Origin of the sequence: Pseudomonas sp. C 49-2 (assembly GCF_003970195.1) — a bacterium.
Lineage (GTDB): Bacteria > Pseudomonadota > Gammaproteobacteria > Pseudomonadales > Pseudomonadaceae > Aquipseudomonas > Aquipseudomonas canadensis.
Genome location: NZ_RXYG01000013.1, coordinates 113,434 through 128,743, shown reverse-complemented (window position 1 = coordinate 128,743; position 15,310 = coordinate 113,434). Strand labels below are relative to the sequence as shown.

The 15,310-nt window shown below is 62.8% G+C and carries 13 protein-coding genes and 2 pseudogenes; 9 read left to right on the top strand and 6 right to left on the bottom strand.

Translation table 11 applies throughout. The annotated features are described in order from the left end of the window. Positions 1-105 precede the first annotated feature (105 nt). Positions 106-1,176 (bottom strand): annotated as a pseudogene (locus EJ576_RS30325) (HAMP domain-containing protein); the annotation flags it as partial. Between the two features lie 574 nt (positions 1,177-1,750). Between EJ576_RS30325 and EJ576_RS23635 the strand changes: the two are divergent. The 3 genes and pseudogenes from EJ576_RS23635 (at position 1,751) to EJ576_RS30315 (ending at position 4,841) form a co-directional block, all read left to right on the top strand. Then, the gene (locus EJ576_RS23635) at positions 1,751-3,070 is read left to right on the top strand and encodes a Na+/H+ antiporter family protein (protein WP_164393630.1); all 1,320 of its coding nucleotides are present in this window, start codon (positions 1,751-1,753) and stop codon (positions 3,068-3,070) included. A gap of 91 nt (positions 3,071-3,161) precedes the next feature. Next, positions 3,162-3,983 (top strand): annotated as a pseudogene (locus tag EJ576_RS30320) (cache domain-containing protein); the annotation flags it as partial. A gap of 36 nt (positions 3,984-4,019) precedes the next feature. Then, on the top strand, positions 4,020-4,841 hold the full coding sequence (locus EJ576_RS30315; protein WP_371923955.1) for a methyl-accepting chemotaxis protein: 822 nt from the start codon (positions 4,020-4,022) through the stop codon (positions 4,839-4,841). A 120-nt stretch (positions 4,842-4,961) separates the two neighbouring features. Here the strand turns inward: EJ576_RS30315 and yegQ are convergent, their stop codons facing one another. After that, positions 4,962-6,275: a tRNA 5-hydroxyuridine modification protein YegQ gene (gene yegQ, locus EJ576_RS23625; RefSeq protein WP_126571260.1), complete on the bottom strand. Its 1,314-nt coding sequence runs from the start codon at positions 6,273-6,275 to the stop codon at positions 4,962-4,964. Positions 6,276-6,499: 224 nt separating this feature from the next. Here yegQ and EJ576_RS23620 point away from each other — a divergent pair, with 224 nt between their 5' ends. Genes EJ576_RS23620 through EJ576_RS23610 form a run of 3 tightly spaced genes read left to right on the top strand, consistent with a single transcriptional unit; the run spans position 6,500 to position 8,258 of the window. Further along, positions 6,500-6,763 carry a DUF2790 domain-containing protein gene (locus tag EJ576_RS23620; protein WP_028619575.1) on the top strand — a complete coding sequence of 88 codons (264 nt, stop codon included), beginning with the start codon at positions 6,500-6,502 and terminating at the stop codon, positions 6,761-6,763. 42 nt (positions 6,764-6,805) lie between these two features. Then, positions 6,806-7,018 carry a hypothetical protein gene (locus tag EJ576_RS23615; protein WP_122724194.1) on the top strand — a complete coding sequence of 71 codons (213 nt, stop codon included), beginning with the start codon at positions 6,806-6,808 and terminating at the stop codon, positions 7,016-7,018. Positions 7,019-7,049: 31 nt separating this feature from the next. Then, on the top strand, positions 7,050-8,258 hold the full coding sequence (locus tag EJ576_RS23610) for a cytochrome c biogenesis protein DipZ (RefSeq protein ID WP_122724196.1): 1,209 nt from the start codon (positions 7,050-7,052) through the stop codon (positions 8,256-8,258). A 1-nt stretch (position 8,259) separates the two neighbouring features. On the opposite strand, the gene EJ576_RS23605 is transcribed toward EJ576_RS23610, so the two are convergent. Genes EJ576_RS23605 through EJ576_RS23595 form a run of 3 tightly spaced genes read right to left on the bottom strand, consistent with a single transcriptional unit; the run spans position 8,260 to position 10,898 of the window. Next, complete coding sequence (locus EJ576_RS23605) at positions 8,260-8,925, bottom strand: response regulator transcription factor (RefSeq protein ID WP_122724198.1); 666 nt, start codon at positions 8,923-8,925, stop codon at positions 8,260-8,262. A gap of 39 nt (positions 8,926-8,964) precedes the next feature. Continuing rightward, positions 8,965-9,336, bottom strand: coding sequence for a response regulator transcription factor (locus EJ576_RS23600; protein WP_100491106.1), 372 nt, complete (start codon positions 9,334-9,336; stop codon positions 8,965-8,967). Further along, positions 9,336-10,898 carry a PAS domain-containing sensor histidine kinase gene (locus EJ576_RS23595; protein ID WP_122724200.1) on the bottom strand — a complete coding sequence of 521 codons (1,563 nt, stop codon included), beginning with the start codon at positions 10,896-10,898 and terminating at the stop codon, positions 9,336-9,338. The genes EJ576_RS23600 and EJ576_RS23595 overlap by 1 nt, the downstream gene beginning before the upstream one ends. Positions 10,899-11,095: 197 nt before the next feature. Here EJ576_RS23595 and EJ576_RS23590 point away from each other — a divergent pair, with 197 nt between their 5' ends. Together EJ576_RS23590 and EJ576_RS23585 are read left to right on the top strand one after the other, a co-directional pair. Continuing rightward, a complete protein-coding gene (locus EJ576_RS23590; protein WP_099494521.1) occupies positions 11,096-11,512 on the top strand; it encodes an organic hydroperoxide resistance protein in 417 nt (138 codons plus the stop codon). Positions 11,513-11,660: 148 nt separating this feature from the next. Next, entirely contained in the window at positions 11,661-12,632 is a 972-nt protein-coding gene (locus tag EJ576_RS23585; protein WP_164393636.1) for a quinone oxidoreductase, read from the top strand. Here the strand turns inward: EJ576_RS23585 and EJ576_RS23580 are convergent. Next, the gene (locus tag EJ576_RS23580; RefSeq protein WP_122724202.1) at positions 12,613-13,839 is read right to left on the bottom strand and encodes an MFS transporter; all 1,227 of its coding nucleotides are present in this window, start codon (positions 13,837-13,839) and stop codon (positions 12,613-12,615) included. The two genes, EJ576_RS23585 and EJ576_RS23580, sit on opposite strands and share 20 nt — an antisense overlap. Before the next feature lie 173 nt (positions 13,840-14,012). On the opposite strand from EJ576_RS23580, the gene EJ576_RS23575 reads away from it, so the two are divergent. Then, entirely contained in the window at positions 14,013-15,305 is a 1,293-nt protein-coding gene (locus tag EJ576_RS23575) for an epoxide hydrolase family protein (RefSeq protein ID WP_122724205.1), read from the top strand. Positions 15,306-15,310 lie beyond the last annotated feature (5 nt).

Below are 15,310 nucleotides of genomic sequence, written 5' to 3'. Positions count from 1 at the left end.
CATGCCGGCGCTGGTTTCAGTGGCAATCGCAGCGGATTGATCCGCAGTGCTACGGGCGTCCTGCACCGAGCGTTTTACCTCGGCAATGATCGGTTGCAGCTTGTCGAGGAAGCGATTGAACCAGCCGGCCAACTGGCCCAGCTCGTCCTGTTTGTCGTAGGCCAGGCGGCGGGTGAGGTCGCCTTCACCGCTGGCGATGTCTTCCAGCATGCGGGCCACGCCGAGGATCGGGCGGGTCACGCTGCGTGCCATCAACCACACCAGGATCAAGCCGACCACCGCAGCCAGCAGGCCCAGGCCCAGTTCCAGCAAGGTGCCACGGGTGTTATCGGCGTCCATCTGTGCTTTCAGCGCTTCAGCAGGGCCGACCAGGACTTTCTCCGGCACATCGAGCAACACGCCCCAGGACTTGCCGTCCGGGATTGGCGCGAACGGTGCCAGTACCTTCAACTGGTGGTCAGTCCGCAGGCTACGGATTTGCGTGCTGCTGGCCAGGGCGCCGATCAATTGCGCACCGTTGGCGGTATCGACTTGGTCCAAGCGTTGGCTGAGTTTACTCGCGTCCGGGCTGTAGCCGGCGAGCAAACCGGTGGGGCTGAGGATGCTGACCTGGGTCTGGCCGTCGTACAGCTTGTGGCTGGCCTGTTGGCTCACGGCCTGCAGGCTGTTGAGGTTGATGTCCACCGACAGCGAGGCGATGACTTTGCCGTTGACCATCAACGGGAAGACGATGCTGGTCATCAGCACGTCTTGCCCGTTGATTCTGTAGAAATACGGTTCGATCACGCACGGCTTGAGCGTGGTGCGTGGGCAGGTGAACCAGGCGTTGGCCTTTTCACCGCTGGGGCCGACGCTGGTGTCGGACATGTCGCTTTCCGGCAGCGCCATCGACTCCAGCTTGCCGGGTGTCGGCTGCGACCAGTAGAGGGCGAAGCGGCCTTTGTCGTTACTGCCCAACTCGGCCTGGCCGGCGAACAGCTCATCCTTGCCGTCCAGGGCGTTGGCTTCGAACACCAGGGACAGACCGAGCAAATCCGGGTTGGCCTGCAACGCAGCCTTGACCTGGCGGGTCAGGTCTTCGCGGGTGTCGAAAGCGTCGAGAAAGCGCTTTTCGGCCTGCTCACGCAAGAACAGCACCTGGCGGGAAAAGCCATGGCCGTATTGATAGGCGTCCATGAATTGGCGACGAATGCCCAATGCCTGCACTTCGCCTTGGGCCTCGATGCGCGCCTGGGCGGCCTCATCCAGCATCTGCATGCTGGATGCCTTGACCTGCTGCGAACTCTGCTCCATGCGATACAACGACAGACCCACCAGCAGGGTCACGATTCCCAGCAGGCAGAGGCCGGCGAGCAGGGTGATTTTCCATTGAATGGAGAGCTGTCTAAGCGACATCGGTACATCCTTACCTGAAAACACATAGAGGCTCTATATCGGCGGTTTTGGAGTTTTCTTTATTCAAACAGTCAATTTAAACCTGCTTTTGTGGAGAGGGCGTTTCTGTGGTGAGCGAGCTTGCTCGCGCTGGAGTGCGTAGCGCTCCCGCCTGCGCAGCCCAGCGCGAGCAAGCTCGCTCACCACAGAAGGCTGCTCACCACAAAGGTCCGTTTTTTGACATGTGAACCTGCGTCCGGCAAAGTGCGCGCCCTCTAATAAGACCTCCTTCAAGCCTGCACGCTGGCTGCCACCCTATGGCCGCCTGGGCGCGGGCATGCCTGTTTTTTAAGTTTTTCTGCTTGAGGTAACCATGATTAACGCAGTCATTGCCGCGGTCGGCACCATGCTGGTGCTCAGTTTGTCCCGCGTGCATGTGGTCATCGCCATCATTGTCGGCGCCCTGGTGGGTGGCTTGACCGGTGGCCTGGGCATCGACGCCACGCTCAAGGCCTTCAACGGCGGCTTGGGTGGTGGTGCGACCGTGGCATTGTCCTACGCCTTGCTCGGCGCTTTCGCCGTGGCGATTGCCAAATCCGGCCTGGCCCACGCCTTGGCTGACAAGGCGCTGCTGCTGGTGGACCGCCAGGAAGCCAACGGCGGTAGCCATGTCAAATGGCTGCTGATCGGCCTGTTGTGGGTGGTGGCGATTGCGTCGCAGAACATCCTGCCGATTCATATCGCGTTTATTCCGTTGCTGGTGCCGCCCTTGTTGTACGTGCTGACCAAGCTGCAACTGGACCGCCGCCTGATCGCCTGCGTGATGACCTTCGGCCTGATCACGCCTTACATGTTCCTACCGGTAGGCTTTGGCAATATCTTCCTCAACCAGATCCTGCTGGCCAACGTGGCCAAGAGCGGCGTGGACATCAGCCAGGTCAACGTCACCCACGCCATGAGCCTGCCGGCGCTGGGCATGGTGGTGGGCCTGCTGGTGGCGGTGTTTATCAGCTACCGCAAGAAGCGCGTGTACGATCTGGAAAAAATCGAGAGGGTCGAGCAGGTGGCGGTGCAATACAACCCGCTGACCCTGCTGGTGGCCGGCCTGGCGATTGCCTCGGCGTTCATTATCCAACTGTGGCTGGACTCGATGATCATCGGCGCCCTGGCCGGCTTCCTGATCTTCTCGGTGTCGGGCATCGTGCGCTGGCGCGATACCGACGACCTGTTCACCGAAGGCATGAAGATGATGGCGATGATCGGCTTCATCATGATCGCCTCCTCGGGTTTCGCCGAAGTGCTCAAGGCCACGGGCGACGTGCGCTCGCTGGTGGAAACTTCGGCGGCGTTCATCGGCCACAACCGTGGTGTCGGCGCGTTGTTGATGTTGCTGGTGGGCCTGCTGGTGACCATGGGCATCGGCTCGTCGTTTTCCACGGTGCCGATCCTGGCCGCGATCTTTGTGCCGCTGTGTGTGCAACTGGGCTTCAGCCCGGTGGCCATCGTGTGCATCGTCGGCACGGCCGGTGCACTGGGTGATGCCGGTTCGCCTGCTTCGGATTCCACCCTCGGTCCGACCTCCGGCCTGAATGTCGACGGTCAGCATCACCATATCTGGGACACGGTGGTGCCGACGTTCCTGCACTACAACCTGCCGTTGCTGGCGTTCGGCTGGCTGGCCGCGATGACCCTCTGACACCCCCCAACCTGTAGGAGCCGGCTTCTACAGGTATTTCGCAACTGGTCGATAACCTCTCAAGTTGCCACTAATAAGAGAGAGAAACGCCATGCGTCTGAGCCTCAAGGCCAAAGTCCTGTCCCTCGCCGTAGTGCCGGTGTTGCTGTTTGCCGTGGTCATCAGCCTGACCACCGTGTGGATCCTGCAGGGGCAGGCGCGCAACGAGGTGGATGAAACCCGCCAGCGCCTGCTCAACGACGCCAAGGCCACGCTGCAAAGTTATGTAGAAGTGGCCATGACCACCATCAAACCGCTCTACGACGCGGCGGCCCCCGGCGATACCGCCGCCCGTGCCCAAGTGGTCAAGCTCCTGTCGAACACCAGCTACGGCAAGGACGGTTACTTCTTCGGCTACGACTCCGAGACCATCCGCCTGTTCAAGGGCAACAGCCCCGACGGCGTGGGCAAGAGCTTCAAGGACAACCGCGACCCCAATGGCGTGTACGTCAACCGTGACCTGGTCAAGGTCGGCAAGGACGGCACCCACTACCTGCAATACAGCTCGACCCAGCCGGGCCAGACCGAACTGGTGCCCAAGCTCGGCTACACCGAATACCTGCCGAAATGGGACATGGTCATCGGTACGTCAGTGAACCTGGACGGCATTGAGGCCCAGGTCGCGGTGGTCGAAGCCAAGGTGCACAAGCGCATGGAGGGCGTGCTGCTGAGCATTTTCGGCGTGGCTGTGGTGGTGTTGTTGGTGATCGCTGCCGTGGGCATGCTGCTGGCCAATACCATCCTGCGCCCGCTGAACCTGATGAAAGCCAACCTCGACGACATCGCGGCCGGCGAAGGCGACTTGACCCGCCGCCTGGCCATCACCAGCCAGGACGAACTGGGCGACCTGGCGGGCGCGTTCAACCGGTTTGTCGACAAGATCCACGGCCTGGTGCGCCAGATCACTGAGATGACCAGCCAACTCACTGGCCTGGTCAGCCAAGTCTCCGATCAGGCCCAGCGCTCCGAACAGGCCATGGAACGCCAGCGCCACGAGACCGATCAGGTCGCCACTGCGATCAACCAGATGTCTTCGGCTGCGCAAGAAGTGGCGCGCAGTGCCCAGGGCGCCTCGGTCGCGGCCCAGCAGACCGATGCCGAAGGCCAGGCCGCCAAGCGTGTGGTGGACGGCAGCATTGCGCAGATCCACGCGTTGGTGAGCGATATCCGCACCAGCGGCGTGTCCCTCGACAGCCTGCAGCAGGACGTGTCCTCCATCGTCAGCGTGCTCAGCGTGATCCGCTCCATCGCCGAACAAACCAACCTGCTGGCGCTCAACGCCGCCATCGAAGCGGCGCGGGCAGGGGAGGCCGGGCGTGGTTTTGCGGTGGTCGCCGACGAAGTACGCGCCCTGGCCAGCCGCACCCAGACCAGCACCCAGGAAATCCAGGGCATGATCGACCGCCTGCAAAAAGGCACCGAGGCCGCGGTGGAGGCCATGCGCCGCTCCAGCGATGCCGGCGACGGCACCTCGGCACAGGCTAACGAGGCCGGGGCGTCTTTGGACACCATGGCCCAGTTGATCGGCACCATCAATTCGATGAACGCCCAGATTGCCAGCGCCGCCGAAGAGCAGACCGCCGTGGCCGAAGAGATCAACCGCAGCGTGCATCAGATTGCCGTGGCGGTGGACAGCGTCGCCGATGAGACCCAACTGGGTGCCCAGACGTCCCGCAGCCTGGCGGAGCTGGGTCAGCGCCTGGGGCAGTTGGTCGGTCAGTTCAGGATCTGAGGCCTGTGGCGAGGGCGCTTGTCGAACCGTCCCGTTCGACAGCGCAGATGGCGCCGGCTTTTAGGGCCGCTTCGCGCCCCAGCGGGAGCGAGCGCCCTCGCCACAAAGGTTGGGCAACATTTAAACATCACGCATCAGCAAGCCGAAGCGCACATCCATCTCCGCCGGGACCGGCACATACACCGTGTGCCCATCCCCCGGCGCGACCTCGACAGCCTCGCCCTGACTGTTGTGCATCCTCTCCAGGTCAAAGTGGAAGTTGCCGGCGGAGGTCATCAATTCCAGGTGATTGCCCACAGCGAAGCGGTTCTTCACCTTGACCTCGGCCAGCTCGCCCCGGCGTTCGCCGGTCAGCTCGCCGACGAACTGCTGGCGTTCCGACACGGAGCTACCGTTCTGGTAATTCTGGTATTCATCGTGCACATGGCGACGCAGGAAACCTTCGGTGTAGCCGCGCTGTGCCAGGGATTCGAGGTCGGTCATCAGGGTGCGGTCGAAGGCGCGACCGGCCACCGCATCATCGATGGCCTGGCGATACACCTGGGTGGTGCGCGCGCAGTAGAAGTGCGACTTGGTGCGGCCTTCGATCTTCAGTGAGTGCACGCCCATCCGGGTCAGGCGCTCCACATGCTGCACGGCGCGCAGGTCCTTGGCGTTCATGATGTAGGTGCCGTGTTCGTCCTCGAAGGCGGGCATCTGTTCATCGGGGCGGTTGGCTTCCTGGAGCAGGAACACCTGATCGGTGGGCGCGCCGATGCCCAGTGTGGGCTGGCATTGCTGGACGATATCCCCCGTGGCGTTTTCCACCGCAGGGGTGGCCTGGTATTTCCAGCGACAAGCATTGGTGCACGTGCCCTGGTTGGCGTCGCGCTTGTTCATGTAGCCCGAGAGCAGGCAGCGCCCGGAATAGGCCATGCACAAGGCACCGTGCACAAACACTTCCAGCTCCATGGCCGGTACCTGCTGGCGGATCTCATCGATCTCTTCCAGCGACAATTCCCGCGACAGGATGACCCGACCTATCCCTTGCTGCTGCCAGAACTCCACGCTGGCCCAGTTCACCGTGTTGGCTTGCACCGACAAGTGGATCGGCATCTGTGGAAAGTGCCGGCGCACCAGCATGATCAGCCCAGGGTCGGACATGATCAGCGCGTCCGGCCCCATGGCGATCACTGGCGCCAAGTCCTTGAGGAAGGTCTTCAACTTGGCGTTGTGCGGCGCGATGTTCACCACCACGTAGAAACGCTTGCCCAGGGCGTGCGCTTCCTGGATGCCGAGGGCCAGGTTGGCGTGGTCGAACTCGTTGTTGCGCACCCGCAGGCTGTAGCGCGGCTGGCCGGCGTAGACCGCATCGGCGCCGTAGGCAAAGGCATAGCGCATGTTTTTCAGGGTGCCGGCGGGGGCGAGCAGTTCGGGAGCGAGGATGGGAGGCATGGGCACGGGTCGCAAAAGGTCGCGAAGGTAGCCGAGCGGCGAGGGCGGTTTATTGATCCAGGTCGTCCTTTGGGCTTTTTGTATCGCTGTGTATCGGCAGGGGCTGTGGATACGTATCGATTTATCCGCGTGGTTTTCCGACACAGGCGCGATACCTCAGGGGCTTTTAATTGATTCCAACGAGGCACACCGCCTCCAACCCTGAGAACCTGGAGTCAACCACCATGAACACCAAAGCCATCTACGCCGCCTGCCTGTTTGCCGCCCTGAACATCTGCACCTTGTCGGCCCGCGCCGAAGCCGCCGTTACCGCTCAGACCTACAACTACGGCACGCACCTGGACATCAAGCAAGTGGTATCGATGAGCCAGGACTCCAAGCCCACCTGCGGCGTGGTGAATGCGCGCATGACCTACCTGGACTCCCACGACAAGACCCAGGTGCTGGATTACCTCAAGTTCGGCGACGGTTGCGTCGGCGATAACTGAGTCCCGCTGTCCTCTCCCATTGTTTGCCACAGGAAGACCGCCATGAACCCGCTGACCCGCTTTTTGACCGCCACCGCCTTTGCCCTTGCCGGCACTGCCGTGCACGCCAACGCCGCCGTGGAGAAAAGCAGCTGCGCCGCCAGCACCTGCTTCCAACTGACCCCGGTGCAACACGCCGCCGGCCATAACCTGCTGGTAGAGGACGGCAGCCGCCGCACACCGCTCGGCCAGGCGCTGGACCACCAGACAGCGTGACGCCGTCTCCCCACTCGATAAGGTGAACACCATGCTACTCATCGCATTCCTGGGCGGCATCCTGACCGTCCTCAGCCCCTGTATCCTGCCGGTGGTGCCGTTTCTGTTCGCCGGCGTCGACCGCACCCGCCGTTCAATCCTGTTGACCCTCGGCGGCATGGTCCTGACCTTCGCGCTGGTGTCCAGCCTGGCGGTGGTCAGCACGGAGTGGGTGATACAGGCCAATAACACCGGCCGCCATGTGGCGCTGATCGTGATGGGGCTGTTCGCGCTGTCGCTGATCTCAGCGCGGGTCGGTGGCTGGCTGGCACGCCCCTTTGTGTTGTTGGGCAACCGTATCGATCCTGACAGCCGCACGCTGTCCGGTCCGCTGAAGTCGGTGATGATCGGCGTCGCCACAGGCCTGCTGTGGGCGCCCTGCGCCGGGCCGATCCTGGGTGTGATCCTGACCAGCGCAATGCTGCAAGGCGCCAATGCGCAGACCAGCCTGTTGCTGGTGGCCTACGGCCTGGGCAGCGCGTTGTCCCTGGGTGCGCTGATTTTTGCCGGGCGTGGCCTGGTCAATCGACTCAAGGCGTCCATTCCGGTGACCGGTTGGCTGCGCCGTGGGGCAGGGGTGGCGGTACTGGCGGCGGCGGTGGTGATTTCCACCGGAGCGGACAAGACCCTGCTCGCCGGCACATCGTCCGAAGGGGTCAGCAGCCTGGAAAAAGGCGTGCTGGAAAACGTGCCCAAAGTGGTGGATTACGTGGTGAGCAAGGTCAAGGCCGACCCGGCCCAGGACAATACCAAGGGCGCCATGCCATCGCTGGCCGGTGCGGTCGAGTGGCTCAACTCACCCGAACTCACCCGCGAATCCTTGAAAGGTAAAGTGGTGCTGGTGGATTTTTGGACCTACGACTGCATCAACTGTCAGCACACCCTGCCGTATGTGAAGCAATGGGCGAAGAAATACGAGAACGAAGGTTTGGTGGTGATCGGCGTCCACACCCCGGAATACGGTTATGAGCGCATCATCGGCAACGTCAAGGACCAGGTGCGCAAGCTGGGTATCACCTACCCGGTGGCCATCGACAACAACTATGCGATCTGGCGCAATTTCGACAACCAGTACTGGCCCGCCCATTACCTGATCGACGCCAAGGGGCAGGTGCGTTACACCCATTTTGGCGAGGGTCGTTATGACGCGCAGGAGCAGATGATCCAGACGCTGTTGAACGAGGCTAAGGCCCCTCAGTGATTCAATGCAGCGGCTTTGCCAGCAAAGCCGCCATCTTGACCAGGTCCGCCAACGAGCGGGCCTTCATTTTGCGCATTGCCTTGCCCCGATGGGCCTTGACCGTGATCTCGCTGATCGCCAGGTCGCAGGCAATGACTTTGTTCATATGCCCTGCGACGACCCTTGTCATTACTTCCTGCTCCCGTGGCGTCAGGGTGGCGTAGGCCGCCCGCAGGACGCGCAATTGATCCTGTTGGTCCAGCAGGGTGCGGCTCTTTTCGAGTGCACCGGCAATCGCGGTCAACAGCACGTCATCATTGAACGGCTTGGTCAGGAACTCCACCGCCCCCGCCTTCATGGCGCGCACCGTCAGAGGGATGTCGCCGTAGCCGGTGATGAAAATGATCGGCGTGTCCGGGCGTTCGTTGGCGATGGCGGCTTGCAGGTCCAGGCCGTTGAGGTCGGGCAGGTTGATGTCCAGCACCAGGCAGGTGGGCACGTCTGCACGCGGCTGGCTCAGAAACGCCTGGGCCGATTCGAACAGCCGGGGCTGCCACTGGGCGAACCGGATCAACAGCTCCAGGGATTCGCGCACAGAAACATCGTCATCGACAACGAATACGATCGGCTGGGTGTTGGTCATCGGCGCGGCTCTGCGTGCATGGGCGATGGGGTGAGTCGAGTACATCATGATAGCTCCTTCAAGATAGCTCCCTGCTGGAGCGGTTCAGACGACTGGAAAGGCCGCGCTCAGCGCTTTGAGCAATTGCGCTTCGCTGAACGGCTTCATCAGGCAGTCCACCACGCCGGTGCGCATCAGTTTGAGCCGGTCGCCGGCATCGCCATGGGCAGTGATAAAGATCACCGGAATGCCATGGCCGCGCAGTTGGAGGGTGGCGTGCAGTTCCGGGCCGGACATGCCTGGCATCGCCACATCCAGGATCAGGCAGCGCGTGCCCGTCACATGGGGCGATGCCAGGAACGCTGGCGCCGAGGAAAACGCTTCGACCGCAAAACCGAACTCCCGGAGCAGGTCCGGCAGGGATTCGCGCACCGATTCGTCATCATCGACAACCGCTATAAGAACAGGCTGTTCCATCAGATTCCCTCCTTGGTCGAGTCGGCGTCCTGGTCGGTCATGCGCGGCAGGGCAAATCGGAAAGTGGCCCCGGGGCCGTCATGGGCGGTGGCCCACAACACGCCATCATGGCGCTCGATAATGGAGCGACTGATGGACAGCCCAATGCCCATGCCGGTGGCCTTGGTGGTGTAGAACGCCTGGAACAGGCGCTCGGCATCCTGCGGGTCGAAACCATTGCCGTTGTCCTTCACGGCAAGGTAGACGCTCTGTTGTTCATCCAGCCCGGTGGTGACATGCAGGTGCCGCGAACGACCCGTCATGGTGTTCATCGCCTCGGTGGCATTGAGGATCAGGTTGAGGATCACTTGTTGCAGTTGCACGCGGTCGGCGTTGACGGTGGGCAGCGCATCGGCAAATTCCGGGATCAGCTTCACGTCATTGCGCTGCAATTCGCCCAGCAGCATGGCGATGACCTCCTGTGCCGCCTCGTTCAAATCGACTGGTTCGAGGGTGATGCATTTCTTCGAAAAGAGCGCACGCAGGCGGTTGATCACCTCGGCGGCGCGGTTGCCATCGCGAATGGTACGCCGCGCGGTCTCCAGGGCACCGGTGACATTCGGCGGGTCGGCGCCCAACATGCGCAGGCAGGTGCTGGCATTGGTGATGATGCCGGCCAGCGGCTGATTGACTTCGTGGGCAATCGAGGCGGTGACGGTGCTCAGGCTCGCCACACGTGCAAGGTGCGCCAGCTCCGCGCGCACCTTGCTCAGGGTTTCTTCCGATAACCGGCGTTCGATGGCGATGCTCGCCGCGAGCATTTCGGCGCGCTTGCGGTCTTCGATATCGGTGTTCTCGCCGTACCAGCGCAGCACCACGCCCCACGCATCACGTTGCGGTACCGCGCGCACCAGGAACCAGCGGTAGTCGCCGTCGAAGCGGCGCAACCGCGCCTCGTACTCTCCGGCTTCGCCCGACTGCAGCAGGGCACCCCAATACTGTGCCAGTTGCTCGGCGTCGTCGGGGTGGACCGAGCGCGCCCAGCCATCGCCGCGCGCTTCGTCCAGGCTCATGCCGGTGTAGTCGCACCAGCGCTGGTTGACGAAGCCGACACTGCCGTCGGGCGCCGCACTCCAGACAAATCCGGGAATGGCGTTGATGATGTTGCTGAGGCGGTCTTCCGAGGCGCTGACTTCGGCCAGTGCGTGGGCGATCAAGGCTTTGTCGCGCTTTTGCTCGTTGATGTCCACGCTGATCACCCACCAGCGGAGGATCCGGCCCTGGCTGTCGCACATCGGCTTGCCGTCACTGACAAACCAGCGGTAGGCACCGTCCGCCTGGCGCAGGCGCAGTTCCTTGCGATAGGGCTCGCCACTGCGTACCGCCTCGCGCCAGGCGTTGAGCGTGGTCTGCAGGTCGTCCGGGTGCACGGCCGCCTGCCAGCCGCAGCCGATGGCTGCGCTGGCACTGTGTCCGGTGTAGGCGCACCAGCCTTGGTTGACGTAGTCGACGCTGCCGTCCGCCAGGGCGGTGAAGGCCACCCCAGGCAGTGCATCGACGACGCGATCGAATTCATTCGACATACCGGTTCTCTAGTGACAGGCGCCGTGCGCAGAGAATGCCCTGTGGGCGGCTGTTCGCCCATCATACTTAGGTGTCGCATGCCCACGCCGGCGGGCAGGCAAACGATACCATCGTGTTATCGATGGCGGGCACGGGTTCTGTTTTGATTGAGCCGCGCATCCCGAGTGCGCTTTCCTCAATTTCCCGGAGCTCTGCCATGACCGCCAAACAAGTACTCTACACCGCCAAAGTCCACACCACCGGTGCCCGCGACGGGGGCACCTCGCGCAGCGACGACGGGCGCCTGGACATCCTCCATTCCCCGCCGGGCTCCAAAGGCAGCGGCACCAACCCCGAGCAACTGTTCGCGGCCGGCTGGTCGGCCTGTTTCAACGGCGCCCTGGGGTTGGCGGCGCGCAAGTTGAAGGTCGAGTTGCCGGCTGACGTGGCCATCGATGCTGAAGTCGACCTGTGCATGGAGGGCGACGCTTACTTCCTGCGGGCACGCTTGAACGTCAGCCTGCCGGGCTTGGAGCGGAATGTGGCGCTGGCGCTGATTGAAGGTGCCCACCAGACATGCCCGTACTCTAAGGCGGTGCGTGGCAACATCGATGTGGTGCTCAACCTGGTGTGAAGGTAAGCCACTGTATCCAGCGTGACTGACGTTACACAGCCATTCAAACCTGCTGCTTTGCCGACATGCCGCAGATACACGTGCTGCACAGCATGGTTGCAGGTTTGGCGTCATCCGACGCTGACGGATGTTGAAGGCTGTGAACACGATGAAAGCGGTGATGATCAACGCATTTGGCGGCCCCGAAGTCTTGGCCGTGCAAGAGGTTTCACTGGCCCGGCCAGGGCCTGGGCAGGCACTGGTTCAGGTCATGGCCGCCGGGGTGAATTTCATGGATACCGGCGCGCGCCGAGGTCTCGGCGCCGCCAGCCCGTTGCCGCTGACGCTGGGCGCAGAGGGCGCAGGTGTGGTGCTGGCCGTCGGGCCGGAGGTGACTGAGGTAACACCCGGTGATCGGGTGGCCTGGTATTACGTCCCTGGCAGCTATGCGCAACAGGTCATCGCCCCGGTCAGCCAATTGGTGCCGTTGCCCGATGACATCGGCTTCGAAACCGCCGCCGGCCTGATGATGCAAGGCCTCACCGCGAGCAACCTTGTGTTTGACGTGCACGCGATCCAGAAGGGTGATGTGGCATTCATCCACGCTGCGGCGGGGGGCGTAGGGCTGATGCTGACGCAGATGGTCAAGCTGCTCGGCGGCCAGGCGATTGGCCGGGTTTCCCATGCCGACAAGGTTGACAGCGTATTGGCGGCCGGCGCCGATTACGTGGTGATCGGGCACGCCGGGCATATCGCCGGTCAGGTCGAACGCCTGGTGGGCAAGCACGCGGTAAATGTGGTGTATGACGGCACCGGCAATGAAGGTTTCAACGAGTCACTCAATCTGCTGGATTACTTCGGCACCTTGGCCCTGTTCGGCCCGTTCATGGACCCGATTGCGCCGATCGATATCTTTTCCATCCCGCGCAGCGTCAAGCTGACCTACCCGGTGGTGATGCATCATGTGCGTAACCGCGAGACCCTGGTGGCCCGCGCGCAGCAGTTGTTCACCTGGGTAAGTACTGGAAGGCTCAAGGTGAACATCGGCCAGCATTATTCATTGGCGCAGGCGCACCAGGCACATCGGGATATCGAGTCACGCCGCAGCACAGGCAAGCTGATTATCCTGCCTCAAGCCTAGGCCGGCGCCTGCGCCAGATCAGCAGGGCAGCCAGCAATTGGCTGCCCGCATAGAAGGTAAACAGATCCTGGGGACGCCACTGGGCGTCGAGCAGTACACCGGCGAACGTGGGCGACACAATGGCCCCCAGCCTTCCCGCGGCCAGCACCAGGCCCACGCCGCGCGTACGTTCGGGGCTGTCGAACGTCTGGGGCGCGAGCACAAACAGCGCGGCAATGGCGGCATAGAGCAACAGGCCGGCCGTGAACCCCGTGGCAATCGCCAGCAGCGGTACGCGCGTGGCCGTCACCATCAGCAGCATCAGCACGGCATTGAGCAGCAGGCACATGCACAGCAACCGGTTGCAGCCCCAGCGAATTGCACCCAAGCCCAACAGCAGTGCACCGAACATGCCGCCAACCGTGAGCAACATGCCGCCGGTGATGCCGTGGCGTGCGGAAAAACCGCTATGGGTCAGCAGCATGGGGGTCCAGCTCATCACAAAATAAAACCCGAACATCAGCAAAAAGCATACGCAGGCCAAGGTGCAGGTCGATGCCCAGCGTCCGTGGCTGAACAGGCCGCGATAACCTTGGCCTGGCCGCTCGGCCGCCAGCGCTACCTGCGACGCAGACTCGCGCAACCACAGCACGCCGGCCACGCCGACCAACAGCGTCAGGCCGCCCCCTGCCAGGAACACATAACGCCAACCGAGGCCGTCATTAAGCAGATGGGCCAGCACCCCACCCAAGGTGGCGCCCAGCGCAAAGGCCACCGATTGCAAGGCAATTGCCAGGCTGCGACGGGTGGGTGGTGCATGGTCGTGGGTCAGGACATTGGCGCCCACCAACACCGCGCCCACGCCGATACCCGTGAGCAAGCGCAGGCACAGCAACGTGCAATAACCCTGGCTCCAGAAACACAGCACCATGGTCATGCCGCTGAGCATCAGGCTCGCCAGCAACACCCGGCGGCGTCCATGCCGGTTGGCCATCGGCGCAGCCCCCAACGAGCCGCAGGCCATGCCCACCAGGCTGGCGCTGAGCAGCAGGCCGATTTGCGCCGCGCTCAATGACCACTGCGCGGCCACGCGGCTGGCCGTGAACGTCATGGCCATGGCGTCCAGGCCGTCGATCACATTGAACAGCAAGCACAGCCCCACCACGATCCACGCAGCGCGCCACGTCGGAATGCCCGGTGTTGCCGCACTGATTGCCTGCCCACTCATTGGCTTTGGGTCCTTTATTTATCGAGGGTGGATGGCAGCATCGGGCGCTTCTGCTGGCAAGTCATACAAAGGTATCGACCAACACCTACGTGCAATCGGCCGCGGCAAACGCCGATGGTCTGATCGGTCTTGCACGGGCCACGAGGGCGCAGTGCCACGACAGGAGATTCATCATGCTTGCAGATTCGTCCCATTACCTGCGGCTTCGCTGCCGGGCCTCGTTGCTCGGCCTGGCGCTGCTCGCCGGCAGCCAGGCCGCGTGGGCGGCCACCGACGCCATCCGTCCTTACCGCATTCACGTTGATGAAGCCCAACTGACCGACCTGCATAAACGCATCGCCGCAACCCGCTGGCCCGATAAGGAAACCGTCAACGACACCTCCCAGGGGGTGCAATTGGCGCAAGTACAGGCACTGGTCAAGTACTGGGGCAATGGTTACGACTGGCGCAAGGCCGAGGCCAAGCTCAATGCGCTGCCTGAGTTCATGACCACCATTGACGGGGTCGACATCCAATTCATTCATGTGCGCTCGCGCAATCCGAACGCGCTGCCGTTGATTCTTACCCACGGGTGGCCGGGTTCTCAATTTGAATTCCTCAAAACCATCGGCCCGCTGACCGACCCGGTCGCCTACGGTGGCCGCATCGAAGATTCGTTCGACGTGGTGATCCCATCGATCCCAGGCCACGGTTTTTCCGGCAAGCCCACCGAACTGGGATGGGGCCCGGACCGGGTCGCCAAGGCCTGGGATGTGCTGATGAAACGCCTGGGCTACCAGCATTACGTGTCCCAGGGGGGCGACCATGGCTCGGTGATCTCCGACGCGCTGGGCCGCCTGGCGCCCCCCGGTTTGCTCGGCATTCACCTGAACATGCCGGCCACCGTGCCGCCTGAACTGGTCAAGCCGATCAACAGTGGCGAACCGGCGCCCGCCAACCTCACCGAACCTGAGCGCACGGCCTACAACGCGCTGAGTACCTTCTTTGGGCGCAACGCGGCGTACGGCGCGATGATGGTCACTCGCCCGCAAACCATCGGCTATCTGCTGGCCGACTCGCCGGCCGGTACGGCCGCCTGGATGTACGAGAAATTCGCCGCCTGGACCGACAGTGATGGCAAGCCCGAGCGTGTGCTCAGTCGTGACGAAATGCTCGACGACATCAGCCTGTATTGGCTGACCAACAGCGGTGCGGCGTCTTCGCGTTTCTACTGGGAGAACAACAACAATAACTTCAGCGCCGCAGCGCAGAAGACCGACACCATCAAGGTTCCGGTTGCCATTACCGCGTTCCCCCGCGAGATCTACCAGGCCCCGAAAACCTGGGCCCAGCGCGCCTATCCCTCGTTGTCCTACTACAGCCAGGTCAGCAAAGGCGGGCATTTCGCCGCCTGGGAACAGCCGCAACTGTTCAGCGAGGAACTGCGCGAGGCCTTCCGCCCATTGCGCCCTTCGGCCAAGCCCTGAGGCTT

Excerpts from the sequence above, each read along its gene's own strand:
- EJ576_RS23575 (WP_122724205.1), top strand. The coding sequence starts at position 14,013 with ATGCTTGCAGATTCGTCCCATTACCTGCGGCTTCGCTGCCGGGCCTCG.
- yegQ (WP_126571260.1), bottom strand. The coding sequence starts at position 6,275 with ATGCCTCCCATCCTCGCTCCCGAACTGCTCGCCCCCGCCGGCACCCTG.
- EJ576_RS23610 (WP_122724196.1), top strand. The coding sequence starts at position 7,050 with ATGCTACTCATCGCATTCCTGGGCGGCATCCTGACCGTCCTCAGCCCC.
- EJ576_RS23605 (WP_122724198.1), bottom strand. The coding sequence starts at position 8,925 with ATGTACTCGACTCACCCCATCGCCCATGCACGCAGAGCCGCGCCGATG.
- EJ576_RS23580 (WP_122724202.1), bottom strand. The coding sequence starts at position 13,839 with ATGAGTGGGCAGGCAATCAGTGCGGCAACACCGGGCATTCCGACGTGG.
- EJ576_RS23620 (WP_028619575.1), top strand. The coding sequence starts at position 6,500 with ATGAACACCAAAGCCATCTACGCCGCCTGCCTGTTTGCCGCCCTGAAC.
- EJ576_RS23600 (WP_100491106.1), bottom strand. The coding sequence starts at position 9,336 with ATGGAACAGCCTGTTCTTATAGCGGTTGTCGATGATGACGAATCGGTG.
- EJ576_RS30315 (WP_371923955.1), top strand. The coding sequence starts at position 4,020 with ATGACCAGCCAACTCACTGGCCTGGTCAGCCAAGTCTCCGATCAGGCC.
- EJ576_RS23615 (WP_122724194.1), top strand. The coding sequence starts at position 6,806 with ATGAACCCGCTGACCCGCTTTTTGACCGCCACCGCCTTTGCCCTTGCC.
- EJ576_RS23585 (WP_164393636.1), top strand. The coding sequence starts at position 11,661 with ATGAAAGCGGTGATGATCAACGCATTTGGCGGCCCCGAAGTCTTGGCC.
- EJ576_RS23595 (WP_122724200.1), bottom strand. The coding sequence starts at position 10,898 with ATGTCGAATGAATTCGATCGCGTCGTCGATGCACTGCCTGGGGTGGCC.
- EJ576_RS23590 (WP_099494521.1), top strand. The coding sequence starts at position 11,096 with ATGACCGCCAAACAAGTACTCTACACCGCCAAAGTCCACACCACCGGT.